At 74.7% G+C, this 13,885-nt stretch carries 15 protein-coding genes and 1 pseudogene; 9 read left to right on the forward strand and 7 right to left on the reverse strand.

Annotated elements, in window-relative coordinates; all coding sequences use genetic code 11:
* Positions 1 to 221: pseudogene (locus tag MNZ27_RS21185) on the forward strand (hypothetical protein); the annotation flags it as partial.
* 3 nt (positions 222 to 224) lie between these two features.
* Here MNZ27_RS21185 and MNZ27_RS21190 read toward each other — a convergent pair.
* Entirely contained in the window at positions 225 to 551 is a 327-nt protein-coding gene (locus MNZ27_RS21190) for a hypothetical protein (protein WP_308198007.1), read from the reverse strand.
* Between the two features lie 202 nt (positions 552 to 753).
* Here MNZ27_RS21190 and MNZ27_RS21195 point away from each other — a divergent pair, with 202 nt between their 5' ends.
* The gene (locus MNZ27_RS21195) at positions 754 to 1,200 is read left to right on the forward strand and encodes a CoA-binding protein (protein ID WP_242396078.1); all 447 of its coding nucleotides are present in this window, start codon (positions 754 to 756) and stop codon (positions 1,198 to 1,200) included.
* Between the two features lie 29 nt (positions 1,201 to 1,229).
* Here the strand turns inward: MNZ27_RS21195 and MNZ27_RS21200 are convergent, their stop codons facing one another.
* The 5 genes from MNZ27_RS21200 to MNZ27_RS21220 form a co-directional block, all read right to left on the reverse strand.
* Entirely contained in the window at positions 1,230 to 2,198 is a 969-nt protein-coding gene (locus tag MNZ27_RS21200) for a COX15/CtaA family protein (protein ID WP_242396079.1), read from the reverse strand.
* A 90-nt stretch (positions 2,199 to 2,288) separates the two neighbouring features.
* Complete coding sequence (locus tag MNZ27_RS21205) at positions 2,289 to 2,975, reverse strand: hypothetical protein (RefSeq protein WP_242396080.1); 687 nt, start codon at positions 2,973 to 2,975, stop codon at positions 2,289 to 2,291.
* A gap of 59 nt (positions 2,976 to 3,034) precedes the next feature.
* Positions 3,035 to 4,009 (reverse strand): hypothetical protein, encoded by a 975-nt coding sequence (locus tag MNZ27_RS21210; protein ID WP_242396081.1) that lies wholly within the window; start codon positions 4,007 to 4,009, stop codon positions 3,035 to 3,037.
* A gap of 252 nt (positions 4,010 to 4,261) precedes the next feature.
* The gene (gene hflX / locus MNZ27_RS21215; protein ID WP_242396082.1) at positions 4,262 to 6,052 is read right to left on the reverse strand and encodes a GTPase HflX; all 1,791 of its coding nucleotides are present in this window, start codon (positions 6,050 to 6,052) and stop codon (positions 4,262 to 4,264) included.
* A 115-nt stretch (positions 6,053 to 6,167) separates the two neighbouring features.
* The gene (locus MNZ27_RS21220; protein WP_242396083.1) at positions 6,168 to 6,392 is read right to left on the reverse strand and encodes a hypothetical protein; all 225 of its coding nucleotides are present in this window, start codon (positions 6,390 to 6,392) and stop codon (positions 6,168 to 6,170) included.
* 141 nt (positions 6,393 to 6,533) lie between these two features.
* On the opposite strand from MNZ27_RS21220, the gene MNZ27_RS21225 reads away from it, so the two are divergent.
* The 5 genes from MNZ27_RS21225 to MNZ27_RS21245 all read left to right on the forward strand — a co-directional run bounded on the left by MNZ27_RS21225 (position 6,534) and on the right by MNZ27_RS21245 (position 10,103).
* On the forward strand, positions 6,534 to 6,833 hold the full coding sequence (locus MNZ27_RS21225; protein ID WP_242396084.1) for a hypothetical protein: 300 nt from the start codon (positions 6,534 to 6,536) through the stop codon (positions 6,831 to 6,833).
* A gap of 260 nt (positions 6,834 to 7,093) precedes the next feature.
* Positions 7,094 to 8,314, forward strand: coding sequence for an MFS transporter (locus tag MNZ27_RS21230; RefSeq protein WP_242396085.1), 1,221 nt, complete (start codon positions 7,094 to 7,096; stop codon positions 8,312 to 8,314).
* A 2-nt stretch (positions 8,315 to 8,316) separates the two neighbouring features.
* Positions 8,317 to 8,835 (forward strand): 3'-5' exonuclease family protein, encoded by a 519-nt coding sequence (locus MNZ27_RS21235; RefSeq protein WP_242396086.1) that lies wholly within the window; start codon positions 8,317 to 8,319, stop codon positions 8,833 to 8,835.
* Positions 8,836 to 8,998: 163 nt separating this feature from the next.
* Positions 8,999 to 9,361, forward strand: a complete 363-nt coding sequence (locus MNZ27_RS21240) for a DUF5684 domain-containing protein (protein ID WP_242396087.1) — start codon at positions 8,999 to 9,001, stop codon at positions 9,359 to 9,361.
* Between the two features lie 139 nt (positions 9,362 to 9,500).
* Positions 9,501 to 10,103, forward strand: coding sequence for a LysE family translocator (locus MNZ27_RS21245; protein ID WP_242396088.1), 603 nt, complete (start codon positions 9,501 to 9,503; stop codon positions 10,101 to 10,103).
* A 290-nt stretch (positions 10,104 to 10,393) separates the two neighbouring features.
* Here the strand turns inward: MNZ27_RS21245 and MNZ27_RS21250 are convergent, their stop codons facing one another.
* Positions 10,394 to 11,254 carry a M48 family metallopeptidase gene (locus MNZ27_RS21250; protein WP_242396089.1) on the reverse strand — a complete coding sequence of 287 codons (861 nt, stop codon included), beginning with the start codon at positions 11,252 to 11,254 and terminating at the stop codon, positions 10,394 to 10,396.
* A gap of 80 nt (positions 11,255 to 11,334) precedes the next feature.
* Between MNZ27_RS21250 and proB the strand changes: the two genes are divergently transcribed.
* Together proB and MNZ27_RS21260 are read left to right on the forward strand one after the other, a co-directional pair.
* Complete coding sequence (gene proB / locus MNZ27_RS21255; protein WP_242396090.1) at positions 11,335 to 12,474, forward strand: glutamate 5-kinase; 1,140 nt, start codon at positions 11,335 to 11,337, stop codon at positions 12,472 to 12,474.
* Positions 12,475 to 12,479: 5 nt separating this feature from the next.
* A complete protein-coding gene (locus MNZ27_RS21260; RefSeq protein WP_242396091.1) occupies positions 12,480 to 13,766 on the forward strand; it encodes a glutamate-5-semialdehyde dehydrogenase in 1,287 nt (428 codons plus the stop codon).
* Positions 13,767 to 13,885: the final 119 nt, after the last annotated feature.

Consider the following 13,885-nt stretch of genomic DNA (forward strand, 5'->3'; position numbering starts at 1 on the left):
ACGCGGCCGGGCTCGCCGCGGCCCTCGCCGGCGCCGGCGCGGCCGAGCGGCTCCGCGCCGAGCTGCGCGAGCGGTTCGACGAGGACTGGTGGCGGAACCCGCGGACCGCGGCGTTCCTCGCGGGGCTGCTCGCCGCCGGGCGGCTGCCGGAGCCGGAGGAGGACGCGTCGCCCGCGCGGGCCGCGGCGGCGCTGGCGGCGAGGCTGGAGGGGAAGGGGTGAGGACTACGCCTTCTTCCGCAGCGCCCGGATGATCTTCTCCTTGGCCCGGGACGGCCTCGCGGCGGGCGCGGCGCGGGAGGGGGCGCGCGCCTCCTCGCGGGCGCGCCACTTCATGTACGCCTCGATCTCGTAGGAGAGCAGCTCGATCTCCAGGTCGGAGCGCTCCGGGGCGGCGCGCTCGAGCGGCGCCGTCCGGGCCGGCGAGGCGCCGACCCGCATCCGGAGCACGCGCTCCTCCTCGGCGGTGAGCGTCCGCGCGGGGCCGCGGCGGAGGGCGGCCTGCGCCGTCGCCTCGGTCACCACCGCGGTGGATCTCTTCTTCGTCTCCATGGCGGTCATCGTAGGCGCGGCGGGCGACCTGTCCATTTTTCCGAGGCCGCCTGCCCGCTGGGCGCCGGGGCGGCCAATCGCCCGATATCGCCGGGTATTCACGCTGGCGAAGGATCGTATACCCGGCCCCTGACGCGACCTTGCGCGAAGCGGCTCTCACGGGTGAACTCTTCGAAGTCTCGCGTGAGGAGGAGACGAGCCCATGGCCGACTGGAAGGCGAATCTACTGGAGACCGACGACGCGATCCGCGCCCTGCTCGCGACCGTGAAGCGGGTCGCGGTGCTCGGCATCAAGACGGAGGAGCAGTCCGACCAGGCGGCCTTCTACGTGCCGCAGGCGCTCGCGAGCGCCGGCGTCGAGATCGTCCCCGTCCCCGTCTACTACCCGGACGTGAAGACCATCCTCGGGCGGCCGGTGTACCGGTCGGTGAAGGAGATCCCCGGCCCGCTGGATCTGGTGGACGTCTTCCGCCGGCCCGCCGACGTGCCGAAGCACCTCGAGGACCTCCTCGCGAAGCGGCCGCGCGCGGTCTGGCTGCAGCGCGGGATCCGGAACGACGAGGCCGCCGAGGCCCTCGCCCGCGCGGGGGTGAAGGTGGTGCAGGACCGTTGCCTGATGGTCGAGTGGCGCCGGCTCGGGCCGGGGTAGCGCCCCCGTCGCGACCGGGGGCGGTCCGTTCAGCCGCGCGCGCTCCGGGCCGCCGGAGCGTCGCGCGGCTCGACGCGCGGCTCGGCCGGCGCGCTCGCCTCGGGGCAGAAGGTCGCCGCGCCGAGGAGGAGGAGGGCGATCCAGACCAGGTCCGCCAGCAGCAGGTGGACGAGCTGGAGCGGGACCGGCGCGAGGAGCCCGAGGTTCGCCGCCCCCACCACGACCTCCACGCCGAGGAGCGCGACGAGCGCGACGGCGAGGCGTCGCACGCGCGGCCCGGGGCGCATCCGGAGCGCGCTGCGGACGCAGGCGGCGATGACGATCGCCGCGCCGATCGACGCGAACGGGTGGAGGACGCGGAGCCGGAGCAGGACGTGTCCGCCCGCGGCGGTCTCCTGCCGGAGCCCCTCGACGAAGCTCGTCGCGGGGAAGAGGGTGTCGCCGAGGGCGGCGATCGCGCCGGTGGCGCCGGCGAGCAGGGTCGTGGCGGCGCCGAGCAGGAAGACCGCCGCGAGCGGGCCGCAGCCGCGGTGTACGAACCCGCGCGGCGAGCGGGCGAACGCGCCGGTGAGGGCGAGCGCCCCGAGGAGGAGGAAGGTGTTGGTGAGGTGGATCGCCACCACCCAGCCCCGCGCGGCGGAGGCGTCTCGCGCCACCCAGCCGAACAGCACGAGGAGGGCGCCGACGAGCGCCTCGACGCCCATGAGGGCGGCGGCGGCCCAGGCGCCGGCGCGCGCCGCGTGGCCGCGGGGGAAGGCGCGGACCGCGAACACCACCAGCCCGATCACGAGGAGGATCGCCACGCCGCTCGTCGCACGATGCGTGAGCTCGATCACGGTCTCGAGCCGGGGCGACCGCGGGATCACCTGGCCGTTGCACAGCGGCCAGTGCGAGCCGCACCCCGCTCCGGAGCCGGTGGCGCGCACGAGCGCCCCCCAGGTCACGACGACCAGGTGGTAGGCGAGCACGCCCCAGGCGAAGCGCTCGAAGGTCCTCATGCTCGACGGAAGAACACGGCGCGACGACGAACGCAACGGGGCGACGCGAACCCGGCGGGGTGAAGCGGCGGTCGGTCACCCCCGGTGGCGCTACCCGCTCCCACCCACCGCCCCGGTGCGCGCCTGCCAGCGCTGCTGCAGCGTCTGCCACGAGTCGAGCGCCTGCAGCGTGGCGCGGTCCTCCTGGTCGGCCTTCGCGCGCGCCTCCTGGGCCGCGCGCGTGGCGTCGGCCAGGCGCGCGTCGAAGCGGACCGGGTCGTACCGGGTCGCCGCCGGGATCTGCGCCTGCTCGAGGGCGGTGAGCTTCGCGCGGTCCACCGCCGCGTTGGCGCGGTCCTCCTCCGCGCGCGCCGCCGCGACGTCGGCCTTCCGCGCCTTCGCGAGCTGCTCGGCGTAGGCGAGGTGCGCGTCCGCCGCCTGCTTGCGGAGCTGGGCCGCCGCCTGGAGCTCCTGCGCGCGCGCGAGGTCGCCGGGATCGCGGCTCTCGCCCGCGAGCTTCGCCGCGGCGGCGGCCCGCTCCACGTCGGCCTTCACCGCGGTCTGGTCGGCGCGGGCGTAGTCGGCCTCCGAGCGCGCGCCCTGCGCCCGGAGCTCCGCGCGGGCGACCGCGTCGTGGGCGGCGGCCGCGCTCGCGCGGGCGGAGTTCACGGGTTGGAGCTGCCCGGGAGCGAGACGGCCGAAGTCGGCGTCGGAGACGCCCTGGAACCTGCCGGCGCCTCGCCCCGCGGCACAGCCCGTCGCCACGGCGAGCGCGAGCGCTGCGAACCGGATGGTCATGTGGAGATCCCCCCTACTCGAAGTTACGGCGCGGGCGGGGGCGCGGCAGGGGCGGGCTACTACTGCTCCGGCTCGTCGGAAGGCTCGCCGCCCGCGCGATCGGCGCCGCGCTTCTTCAGGCCGGCCGCCTCGAGCGCGGTGGACGGACCCGCGGGCTTCCGCTCGTCGGGCAGGGCGTCCTTCGGCGCGGCGATCGGCGCCACCTGGGCGCCGAGCGCCTGCACCTGCGCAAGCAGCTCCACGGCCGCCGTGACGCCGGGCTGGTCCTTCACGCCGAAGGTGCCCGTGAGGTGGACCCGAAGCGGCGCGCCGGTCGCGGCGTCGGCGATCAGCTCGCCGTCCGCGGTGAGCGGCACGCGCCCCTCCAGGAAGGCGCGCCGCAGCTTCGTGTCGGGATCGGCGCTCGCCCCCTTCGCCGGCGCCGGCGCCGCGGGCGGGGCGGCCTGCGCGAGGACGAGGCGGTAGCGCCGCGCCGGGCGCCCGAGGGCCTGCGCGTCGCCGGCGGGCTCGAGGCGCAGCGCGGGTCCGTAGAGGCGGGCGAGCGCGGCGGCCATGCCGAAGCTCTCGTCGCGGAAGCGGCGGGCGTCGCGGCCGCGATCGGTCGGGCGCTCGCGGAACGCGGCGGGGAGGGCGCGCGCGTAGGTCATCCCGCCCGTCCAGATCACCTGCTTGCCGGTGACGGACCCCGGCCCGAGCCCCGGGTCGATCTCCGCCTGGACCTCGAACTCGCCCGCCGCCGACTGCCGGATCGCGTGTCGCTCGTCGGCGTGCACGCGGATGGCGTCGTCGCCGTCCCGCGACACGGTCCACGCGACCGCGCCGCTCCACTCGAACGACCCGAGGCCGCGGGCGACCGCGTCCGGTCCGAGGGCGAGCGCGGCCTCCGGGTGGGCGGGGTCGAAGGTCGGAGCCGGGGCCGTGCGGGCGGCCTCGCCTGGAGCGAAGACGCGCGCGCGGGCCTCGGGGTCACCGCGAGAGCAGGCTGCGAGGGCCAGCGGAGCGAGGACGGCGAGGACGGGGTGGAGGCGGCGCATGCGCGCGCATTCTCTCATGATCACGGCGCCCGGCGCTCGCGTCGAGGCGCGAGCCGGGCGAGCGGCGCCGTCATGGCGCCACCCGCTTGCGTTGAGCGTCGCGAGGCACACGATGCCGTCGCCGAGCGGGGGCACACGACGAGCGAGCAGCGCAGGCGTGCCTGTTGGCACGTCGAGCAGCGCAGGGAGGAGTCTGCCCCGCGCAGGCAGGCAGCGTGCGCCGCAGCAGCTCAATGCGAGTGGGTGTCGCCATCAGGAGACGCGCCGGAGCGCCGCCGGGAGCAGGCGCGGTCCGGGCTCGCCCTCCGCGGCCGGGGCGGGCAGGGCCGGCGGGGTGCGCGGCCAGGAGCACGCGTCGGGCCCGCTCGCGACCTCCGCGGTCGCCGCGGCGCCGTCGCCGAGCTCGATCCGGTGGCCGCCGGCCCAGAGGAGCTGCTCGCAGCGGGCGAGGAGGGCGGGGAGCCCCTCGCCCGTCGCCGCGGACACCGCCACCGCCTCGCGCTGGTGCGCGAGGGCGGCGCCGTCCCGGGCCGGGAGGCGGTCGATCTTGTTGAGGACGAGGACGCGCCGCTTCTCCCCGAGCCCGAGGCCGTCCAGGATCGCGTGGACCGCCGCGATCTGCTCCTCCTGCCGCGGATCGGACGCGTCCACCACGTGCAGGAGCAGGTCCGCGTCGGTGAGCTCCTCGAGCGTGGCGCGGAACGCGTTCACGAGATCGGGCGGGAGGTCGCGGATGAAGCCCACCGTGTCCGTGATGATCACCTCCCGGTCGCGCGGGAAGCGGAGCCGGCGGCTGGTCGGGTCCAGGGTCGCGAAGAGCTTGTCCTCGGCGAGGACCTCCGAGTGGGTGAGGGCGTTGAGGAGCGTGGACTTGCCGGCGTTGGTGTAGCCGACGATCGAGAGCACCGGCAGCCCGCGCGCGTTCCGCTGCTTGCGCCGGAGATGGCGGCTCTCGCCGAGCGCCTCGATGCGCCGCTCGAGGGCGGTGATCCGGTCGCGCACCCGGCGGCGGTCGATCTCGAGCTTGGTCTCGCCGGGGCCGCGCCCGCCGATGCCGCCGGCGAGCCGGGAGAGCGAGTCGTCGCGCCCGACGAGGCGCGGGTAGAGGTACTGGAGCTGGGCGAGCTCGACCTGGAGCTTGCCGTCGGCCGACTGCGCCCGCTGGGCGAAGATGTCGAGGATGAGCTGGGTGCGGTCCAGGATCTTGAGGCTGGTGGCCTCGGCGATGTGGCGCGCCTGCGACGGCGAGAGGTTCGAGTCGAAGACGATCATCGTCGCCATGAGCTGCATGGAGCGCAGGACGATGTCCTCGAGCTTGCCCTTCCCGATGAGGTAGCGCGGATCGGGATCGCGGCGGAGCTGGACCGTCGCGTCGATCACCTCGACGCCGGCGGTGCGGGCGAGCTCGCGGAGCTCCTCCAGCGACGCCTCCGCCTCGGCGCGGCCGCGCTCCCGCCCCCCGAACCCGACGAGGATCGCCCGCTCGCGGCCGCCGGTGCGCCGCACGGCGCGGGCGCGGGCGAACTCGTCCTCGAGCGCGAGGGCGCCGGAGAGGGCGTCGTAGGGGAGGTCGTGCACCGAGGGCGCGACCTCGTCCTTCCACATCGCGCCCTGGGGGTTCTCGGGCAGGAGGTGCGCGTAGTGCACCTTGCCGGGCAGGCCGTCCTCCTGCACCTCGATGGCCGCCACGAGGTCGAGCCGGAGGAGGGCGAGGTCCGTGTGATCGTCGCGGGTGAGCGGCTCGCCGTTCAGGTGCGTGTGCACGAGCCGGACGCCGCGGAGGCGGCTGTCGCCGGCGCGGGCGCGGCCGACGTCCGGGAGCTCGAGCTTGCGGGCGTCGCCCACGATGACCGCCTGCACGTCCCCCTTGCGATCGAGGAAGATCCCGATCTGCCGGTTGGTCTCGCGGGACACCTCGGTGAGGTGCCGGGCGAGCTCAGGCGTGACGATCGACTGGGCGTCGACGCGGCGGCGGTAGGTGCGGCGGAGGGCGTGGAGCTGGGAGGGCTTGAGGCCGAGGGTGTTTCCGAGGACGTCCTGCATTCGTTGGCGAGAGGATAGCGACCCCGCCCCCCGGGATCGAGGGGAACCGTCGCCGCCGCGCGGGGGCCTCGCGCGGACGCCCGCCGTGCCGGGGCGCCGGCGATCGACCCGGCGGTCACGCGCCCCGCTGGAACGAGGTCAGCTCCCAGCGGTCCGCGGCCTCGTCGTGGCGCAGCAGGTAGATCGCCCCGTCGTCGCCCCGGATCTTGAAGTACCGGTGGTCTGGCCCGTACCAGCGATCGACCACCTCGACGACCTCGACCCGGCGCGCGCCGAAATCCAGGCGCCGAGGCGTCTCCTCGCCCCGGTAGCCGGCGTGGCAATCCACCTTCACGTCCACGAGCCATTCCTAACGGGCACGCACACGCCGCGGCGCTGACTTCCACCCCTGCTCCCCGGTGCGGCCGCCCTGCGCGCGGGCGGCCGAGCCCCCGCGCATCCGCCCGGCAGGCTGGAACGCGACCTGCATCGAGTCCCGCCCATGAGTCGCCTCCACGTCAAGCGCCGTCCCGATGGAGTCATCGAGCTGAACCGCCTTCGCGTGCGGGACCTGCTCGTCCACCCCGCACATGCGGTGATGCTCGCGCTGTTCGTCGCCTGGCTCGCCCTGGTGTGCACGCTCGCAGCGGTCGTCGTGCGATTTCCTGCGGCGTTGCCTGCGATCGGCCTCATGCTCCCCGGCCTCGTCCTGGGGCTCTGGGGTGCCCAGGTCGCGCGCAGCCCGCGCCTGGCGCCGGCGCCCGTGCGACGCGACGATCCGCCTCCGCGGAACGCCGCTTAGGGGGTAAGGAAAACCCGACGCCGTCCAGGCGGGATCGCGACATCCGAATCCGATCTGCGTCCCCGTGAGCGCCGGGCGGGGGCTCGCCCGGCGGTGGCGATGCCTGGTGTGAAGCGCCCGAGCCGGCGGGCGCTCGCCCGCCTCGACGCGCGGCGAGCGGCGTGGTTATCTCGGCGTCCCTCATGGAAAACACCGCCCCTGCCTCCCCGGAGGCCCCCGCCGCTCCCGAGGTTTCCGCCGCCTCCGACGCTCCCGCCCCCGTGCAGTCCGTCCTGAGCGCCGCCGTCATCGTCGCCGCGCTCGGGTACTTCGTGGACATCTACGACCTCATCCTGGTGAGCATCGTCCGCCGGCCGAGCCTCACCGCGCTCGGCCTCTCCGGCGAGGCGCTCGTCTCCGAGGGCGTGTCCATCCTCAACTGGCAGATGGGCGGGATGCTCCTCGGCGGGATCCTCTTCGGCGTCCTCGGCGACAAGAAGGGGCGGCTCGAGATCCTCTTCGGCTCGATCACCCTCTACTCGCTCGCGACCCTCGCGAACGGGCTCGTCCATGACGTCGCCCTCTACAAGGCCCTCCGGTTCCTGGCCGGGCTCGGGCTCGCCGGCGAGCTCGGCGCGGGCGTGACGCTCGTCTCGGAGATCCTGCCGGCGCGGCTGCGCGGCTACGGGACGATGATCGTCGCGTCCGTCGGCGTCTCCGGCGCGGTGGTCGGCAACCTCGTCGCGAAGCTCGGCAGCTGGCGCACCGCGTTCTTCGTGGGCGGCGGCCTCGGGCTCGTCCTCCTCGTCCTCCGGATCGGCGTGCACGAGTCGGGGATGTTCGAGCGGCTCGCGCAGAAGAGCGCGGGGGTGTCGCGCGGGGACTTCCTCTCGCTCTTCACGCGCCGCGACCGCTTCGTCCGGTACGCCGCCTCGATCCTCATCGCGATGCCGATCTGGTACGCGAACGCCATCCTCGTCTTCTTCGCGCCGGAGTTCGCGGTGAAGCTGGGCGTGACCGGCCCGGTGTCCGCCGGCGACGCCGTGGCGTTCTTCTACGGCGGGCTCGTCCTCGGCGACCTGGCGAGCGGCGCCCTCTCCCAGGCCCTCCGGAGCCGCCGGCGGGTGGTGCTCCTGTTCCTCGTGCTGCTCGCCTGCTCCATCGGCGTGTACTTCGCCGTCGCCCCCGGCGCCTCGCCGCGCGTCTTCCTGCTCCTCTCCGGCCTGCTCGGCTTCACCGGCGGGTACTGGGCGATCTTCGTCACGGTGGCCGCGGAGCAGTTCGGGACGAACATCCGCGCGACGGTCGCGACGACCGTGCCGAACTTCGTCCGGGGCCTCGTGGCGGTCGTCACGACCTCGTTCCTCTGGCTGCGCCCCCGCCTCGACCTCGTCGGCGCGGCGCTGGCGGTGGGCGTCGTCTGGTTCGCCCTCGCCTTCGTCTCGGCGCTCTCCCTGCGGGAGACGTTCGGCGTCGATCTCGACTACCTCGAGCAGGACTAGCGATGTCGCTCTACGTGGTGGACGTCGAGTCGGACGGCCCGATCCCGGGCAAGTACTCGATGGTCTCCTTCGGCGCGGTGAAGGTCGAGCCGGGGCTCGGCCGGACCTTCCGGGGTCGGACCCGGCCGATCTCCGACCTCTGGCTCCCCGAGGCGCTGGCGATCTCCGGCGTCACGCGCGAGGAGCACCTCGGCTACGACGAGCCGGGGGTGGTGATGGAGCGGTTCGAGCGCTGGGTCCAGGAGACGACCAAGGGGCGGCCGGTCTTCTTCTCGGACAACCTGGCGTACGACTGGCAGTTCATCAACTGGTACTTCCACACCTACCTCGGCCGGAACCCGTTCGGCTGGTCCGGCCGGCGGATCGGGGACCTGTACTGCGGGATGGTGAAGGACGCGTACGCGACCTGGAAGCACCTCCGCACGACCGCGCACGATCACGACCCCGTGAACGACGCGAAGGGGAACGCCGAGGCGATCCTGAAGCTGGTGGAGATGGGGCTCAAGCTGCCGGTGCGTTGACCGCGCCGCGGTGAAACGGTTCGTCGCGCGGCGGAGCTCGCGGCGCGCGCGCCGGCGTGGGTAGCCGTTCGGCGCACACCGACTCTCCGTAGACGACCCGGACGTGACTCTGGGATGATGCCGCCGTCGCCCGGGCTCCACCGGGCGCGGGAGGGATCACCCAGTGGAAAACGAAGTCGCCGCGGAGGTCGCGCGCATCGGCGCGATCGTCAACCTCGTCTCGCTCGTCGTCCTCGTCCTCATGACGGCCGGCCTGTGGAAGATCTTCTCGAAGGCCGGCCAGCCGGGGTGGGGCGCGCTCGTCCCGTTCTACAACCTGTACCTCCTCCTCAAGGTGGCGGGGCGGCCGGGCTGGTGGCTCGTGCTGATGCTCATCCCGCTCGTGAACCTCGTCGTCGCGATCATGGTCGGAATCGACCTCGCGCGGGCGTTCGGGAAGGGGGTCGGCTACGGCCTCGGCCTCACCTTCCTCTCCCCGATCTTCTACCCGCTCCTCGGCTTCTCCGACGATCCGTACCAGGGCTGAACGCCGCCCTCGGGACCCGTCTACCGGGTGACGACCCGGCTCGCCGCGCGCGGGCCGGGTCGTCGCGTCCCAGGGCGGCGTCGGCGCCCGCGCGCCGGCCCTCGACGCGCGCCGCGCGGGATGCTCTCCTGTCGCGCCCGTGCGACTCTTCCTCGAAGGCGCCCTCCTCGGCCTCTACGGCTCCCTCTCCCCGGGCCCGCTCCAGGCCTACCTGCTCGCGCAGTCGGTCCGGAACGGCGCGGTCCGCGCGCTCCCCATCGCGCTCGTGCCGCTCGCCTCGGACCCCCCGGTGATCGCGGCGGTCCTCGCCGCGCTCGCGCAGGTGCCGGCGGGCCTCCTCCGGGCGCTCCAGCTCGTCGGCGGCGCCGTCGTGCTCTGGCTCGCGGCGAGCACCCTCCGCGGCGCGCTCCGGCCCGCGCCGGTCGCGGCGCGCGAGCCGCCCCGCGGCTTCCTGCGCGGCGCGCTCCTCAACTTCACGAACCCGAACGCGTGGATCTTCTGGAGCGCCGTCGGGGGGCCGACCCTCGCCGCCGCCTGGCGGGTCCGGCCCGCCGAGGCGCTCGCGTTCCTCGGCGGGTTCTACGCGCTCCTCACCGCGGGCAACGCCGGCCTGGTCGCCGTCGCGGGGAGCGCCGCGCGGCTCGGGCCGCGGTTCCAGCGCGCGCTCGCCGGGGTGTCGGGGATCGCCCTGCTCGGCTTCGGGGCGTGGCAGCTCGGGAAGGCCGCGCTCGGCGCGCGGTGATCGCGGCGCGCCTCCTGGCCCGCCGGGCGGGGCCGCGGTGCGGGGCCGGCGACCGGCGCGGTCGCGTCATGGCGCCACCCGCTTGCGTTGAGCGTCGCGAGGCACACGATGCCGTCGCCGAGCGGGGGCACACGACGACCGAGCAGCGCAGGCGATTCGAAGCTCCGTTCGCCCTGAGCGTAGGCGCGCACTGCGCGCCGGAGTCGAAGGGCGAGCAGCGCAGGGAGGAGTCTGCCCCGCGCAGGCAGGCAGCGTGCGCCGCAGCAGCTCAAAGCGAGTGGGTGTCGCCATCAGGCCCCGGGCTTCGGCGGCGCCGCGGGCGGCGGCGGGATGGCCTCGAGCCGCTTCTTCACCTTCGCGAGCTCGACCCCGCTCCTCCCGCCCGAGCCGGTGAGGTGGTGCTGCTCGATGTAGGCGTTCACCTTCTCGATCCGGTCCGGGGTCGCCGGGTGGGTGGAGAGGAACGCCGCCCAGCCGGGCTGCTTCCCCTCGCCGCGCTCGAGCTTCTGGAAGAAGGTCGCGATGCCGTGGGGATCGTAGCCCGCCGCGGACGCGTACCGCGCGCCGTACTCGTCCGCCTCGGACTCGTCGCCGCGCGAGTAGGCGAGCAGCGCGGTCTTGCCGGCCAGCCCGGCGGCGAGCTGGGACGCGGCGCCGGGGTTCTTCCCCAGGGCGAGGGAGGCGAGCGTCTCGAGGCCGAACGCGTCCACCATCTGCCGCGCCGAGTGGCGCGCCACGACGTGCCCGGACTCGTGGCCGAGGACGCCGGCGACCTCGGCCGTGTCGTCCGCGGCGAGGAGCAGGCCCGAGTAGACGTACAGCCAGCCGCCCGGCACCGCGAAGGCGTTCACGGTCTTCGGGTCGTTGATGACCTTCACCGACCAGTCCACGTCGGGCCGGTCCTTCTTCGCCTGGGCGAGGATCCTCCCGGCGACCTCGCCCACGTACCCGGTGACGACCGGATCGTCGACGTACTGCACGTGCTGCTCCTGCTCGAGCTGCTGCTTCACCTGGAGGCCGAGCTGCTTCTCCTGCGACGGCGGGATGAGCACGTTCGCGAGCGCGGTCTCGGCGGCGATCCGCTGGTGGGCGCACGCGGCGAGGGCGAGCGACGCGAGCGGGGCGAGGAGCGGGCGGCGCGGGCTGGTCATCCTCGGCCTCTAGCCTCGCCGCGGCGGTCGGTCCAGCGCCTCGCCGGGTGTGGCCGCCTTTTCCGGTAAGATGCGCCCTCATGCCACGGAGCACCCTCCACCGCGCGAAGCGGATCGTCGTGAAGGTCGGGACCGGCACGCTCACCGACCGGACCGGCCGGTTCGATCGCGAGAACTGCGCGCGCCTCGCCGCCGAGCTGGCCGAGATCTCGAAGGGCCGGCGGGTGGTCCTCGTCAGCTCCGGCGCGGTCGCCCTCGGCGCCGAGCGGCTCGGGCTGGCGCGATCCAAGGGGAGGCCCTGGGACATCCCCACCAAGCAGGCGGCCGCCGCCGCCGGCCAGCCGCACCTGATGGCGGCCTGGGGCGACGCGCTCCGGAGGCACGGCAAGGTCACCGCCCAGGTGCTCCTCACCGCCGAGGATCTCGCCTCGCGCAAGCGCTTCCTCAACGCCCGCCGGACCTTCGAGAAGCTCCTCGACGCCGGCGCGGTCCCGGTGGTGAACGAGAACGACACGGTGGCGGTGGAGGAGATCAAGGTGGGCGACAACGACACGCTGGCCGGGCTCGTCGCCGGCTGCGTCGAGGCGAACCTCGTCGTGATGCTCACCGACGTCGAGGGGCTCTACGACCGGAACCCCGCCGAGCCGGGCGCGCGGCTCGTCCGGGACGTCCCGCGCGTCACCGCGGAGATCGAGCGGATCGCCGGCGGCGCCGGGAGCGATCGGAGCGTCGGCGGGATGGCGACCAAGGTGCGGGCCGCGCGCCGCCTCGCCGCCCAGGGCGTCACGACCGCGCTCCTCTCCGGGCGCAGGCCGCGCGCGCTCGCCGCGCTCCTCGCCGGCGAGCAGCTCGGGACGGTCTTCGCGCCGGGCGCCCACCACCTCAGCTCGCGCAAGGGCTGGCTCGCGGCGGCCGCGAAGAGCCGCGGCGTCATCGTGGTGGACGCCGGGGCGCGCCGCGCGGTGGTGGAGCAGGGGCGGAGCCTGCTCCCGAGCGGGGTGCGGAGCGTCCAGGGCCAGTTCCGGGTGGGCGACCCGGTGGACATCGCCGCGGAGACGGGTCGCCCGTTCGCGCGCGGGCTCGCCGGGTACGGCGCCGAGGAGATCCGCAGGATCGCGGGCCTGAAGACGAGCGAGATCGAGCGCGTGCTCGGGTATAAGTACCTCGACGAGATCGTCCACCGGAACGACCTGGTGGTCCTCGACGTCGGCCGGGAGTGACCACGATGGAGATCGAGCAGGCGCAGTCGCTGGCGGCCGAGATGCGGCGCCTCGCCCTCGCGGCGAAGGAGGCGTCCCGCGCCCTCTCCCGCGCCGACACCCGCGTGAAGGACCTGGCGCTCCGGGCCGCCGCCGAGGCGGTCCGCGCGCGGACGCGGGAGATCCTCGCCGCGAACGCCCTCGACGTCGAGGCGGCGCGGAAGGCGGGGAAGAGCGCGGCGTACCTCGATCGCCTCGCCCTCGACGCGCAGCGGATCGAGGGGATCGCCAAGGCGCTCCTCGACGTCGCCGCGCTCCCGGATCCGGTCGGCGAGGTGACGCGGAGCTGGCGCCGACCGAACGGGCTCGAGATCCGGAAGGTCCGGATCCCGCTCGGCGTGATCCTGATGGTCTACGAGGCCCGCCCCAACGTCACCGTGGACGCCGCGGGCCTCTGCCTCAAGAGCGGGAACGCGGTGATCCTCCGCCCCGGCTCGGACGCCCTCCGCTCGTCGCTCGCCCTCGCGGCGGCGTTCGCCGAGGGGCTCGAGAAGGCCGGCCTCCCCGCCGCGAGCGCGCAGGTGGTGCCGACGCCGGAGCACGAGGCGACCTTCGAGCTGCTCCAGCTCGACGATCTCGTGGACCTCGCCATCCCGCGGGGCGGGCCGTCGCTCATCCGCGCGGTGGCGGAGCGGTCGCGGGTCCCGGTGGTGAAGCACTACCAGGGCGTCTGTCACCTGTTCCTCGACGAGAGCGCGCCCTCGAAGCAGGCGGTGGACCTCGTGCTGAACGGCAAGGTCCAGCGCCCCGCGGTGTGCAACGCCCTCGAGTGCCTCCTCGTGCACCGCGGCGCCGCGGCGAAGCTCCTGCCCGTGGTCGGGCGGGCCCTCGTCGAGGCGGGGGTCGAGCTCCGCTGCGATCCCACCGCCCTCACCATCCTGGCCCGCGCCGGGATCCGCGCGAACCCCGCCGCGCCGGAGGACTTCGGCAAGGAGTTCTCCGACAAGATCCTCGCCGTGCGCGTCGTGCCGGACCTCGACGGCGCGCTCGACCACATCGCCCGGTACGGCTCCCTCCACACCGAGGCGATCGTCACGCGCGATCTCGCGAGCGCCCGCCGCTTCCAGCGCGAGGTGATCGCGAGCGCGGTGATGGTCAACGCGAGCACCCGGTTCAACGACGGCGGCGAGCTCGGGCTCGGCGCCGAGATCGGCATCTCCACCACCAAGCTGCACGCCTTCGGGCCCATGGGGCTCGCCGAGCTCACCACCCAGAAGTACCTGGTGGAGGGCGAAGGGCACGTGCGGTCTTAGCGAGCAAAGGATCCTGGATGGCGACGAAGAAGAAGAAGGCAGCAGCCGCGAGGAAGAGCCCGAGCAAGATCACCGCCCGCAAGGGCGCCGCGGGGCGCGGCGCGGGGCGCGGCGCGGGG

The sequence above is a fragment of the Anaeromyxobacter oryzisoli genome, from assembly GCF_022690765.1.
In the GTDB taxonomy this organism is placed as follows: Bacteria; Myxococcota; Myxococcia; order Myxococcales; family Anaeromyxobacteraceae; genus Anaeromyxobacter; species Anaeromyxobacter oryzisoli.

What these genes read in the sequence shown, in the direction of transcription:
- MNZ27_RS21190 (WP_308198007.1), bottom strand. Translation starts at nt 551, where the DNA reads ATGGAGACGAAGAAGAGATCCACCGCGGTGGTGACCGAGGCGACGGCG.
- MNZ27_RS21195 (WP_242396078.1), top strand. Translation starts at nt 754, where the DNA reads ATGGCCGACTGGAAGGCGAATCTACTGGAGACCGACGACGCGATCCGC.
- MNZ27_RS21200 (WP_242396079.1), bottom strand. Translation starts at nt 2,198, where the DNA reads ATGAGGACCTTCGAGCGCTTCGCCTGGGGCGTGCTCGCCTACCACCTG.
- MNZ27_RS21205 (WP_242396080.1), bottom strand. Translation starts at nt 2,975, where the DNA reads ATGACCATCCGGTTCGCAGCGCTCGCGCTCGCCGTGGCGACGGGCTGT.
- MNZ27_RS21210 (WP_242396081.1), bottom strand. Translation starts at nt 4,009, where the DNA reads ATGCGCCGCCTCCACCCCGTCCTCGCCGTCCTCGCTCCGCTGGCCCTC.
- hflX (WP_242396082.1), bottom strand. Translation starts at nt 6,052, where the DNA reads ATGCAGGACGTCCTCGGAAACACCCTCGGCCTCAAGCCCTCCCAGCTC.
- MNZ27_RS21225 (WP_242396084.1), top strand. Translation starts at nt 6,534, where the DNA reads ATGAGTCGCCTCCACGTCAAGCGCCGTCCCGATGGAGTCATCGAGCTG.
- MNZ27_RS21235 (WP_242396086.1), top strand. Translation starts at nt 8,317, where the DNA reads ATGTCGCTCTACGTGGTGGACGTCGAGTCGGACGGCCCGATCCCGGGC.
- MNZ27_RS21250 (WP_242396089.1), bottom strand. Translation starts at nt 11,254, where the DNA reads ATGACCAGCCCGCGCCGCCCGCTCCTCGCCCCGCTCGCGTCGCTCGCC.
- proB (WP_242396090.1), top strand. Translation starts at nt 11,335, where the DNA reads ATGCCACGGAGCACCCTCCACCGCGCGAAGCGGATCGTCGTGAAGGTC.
- MNZ27_RS21260 (WP_242396091.1), top strand. Translation starts at nt 12,480, where the DNA reads ATGGAGATCGAGCAGGCGCAGTCGCTGGCGGCCGAGATGCGGCGCCTC.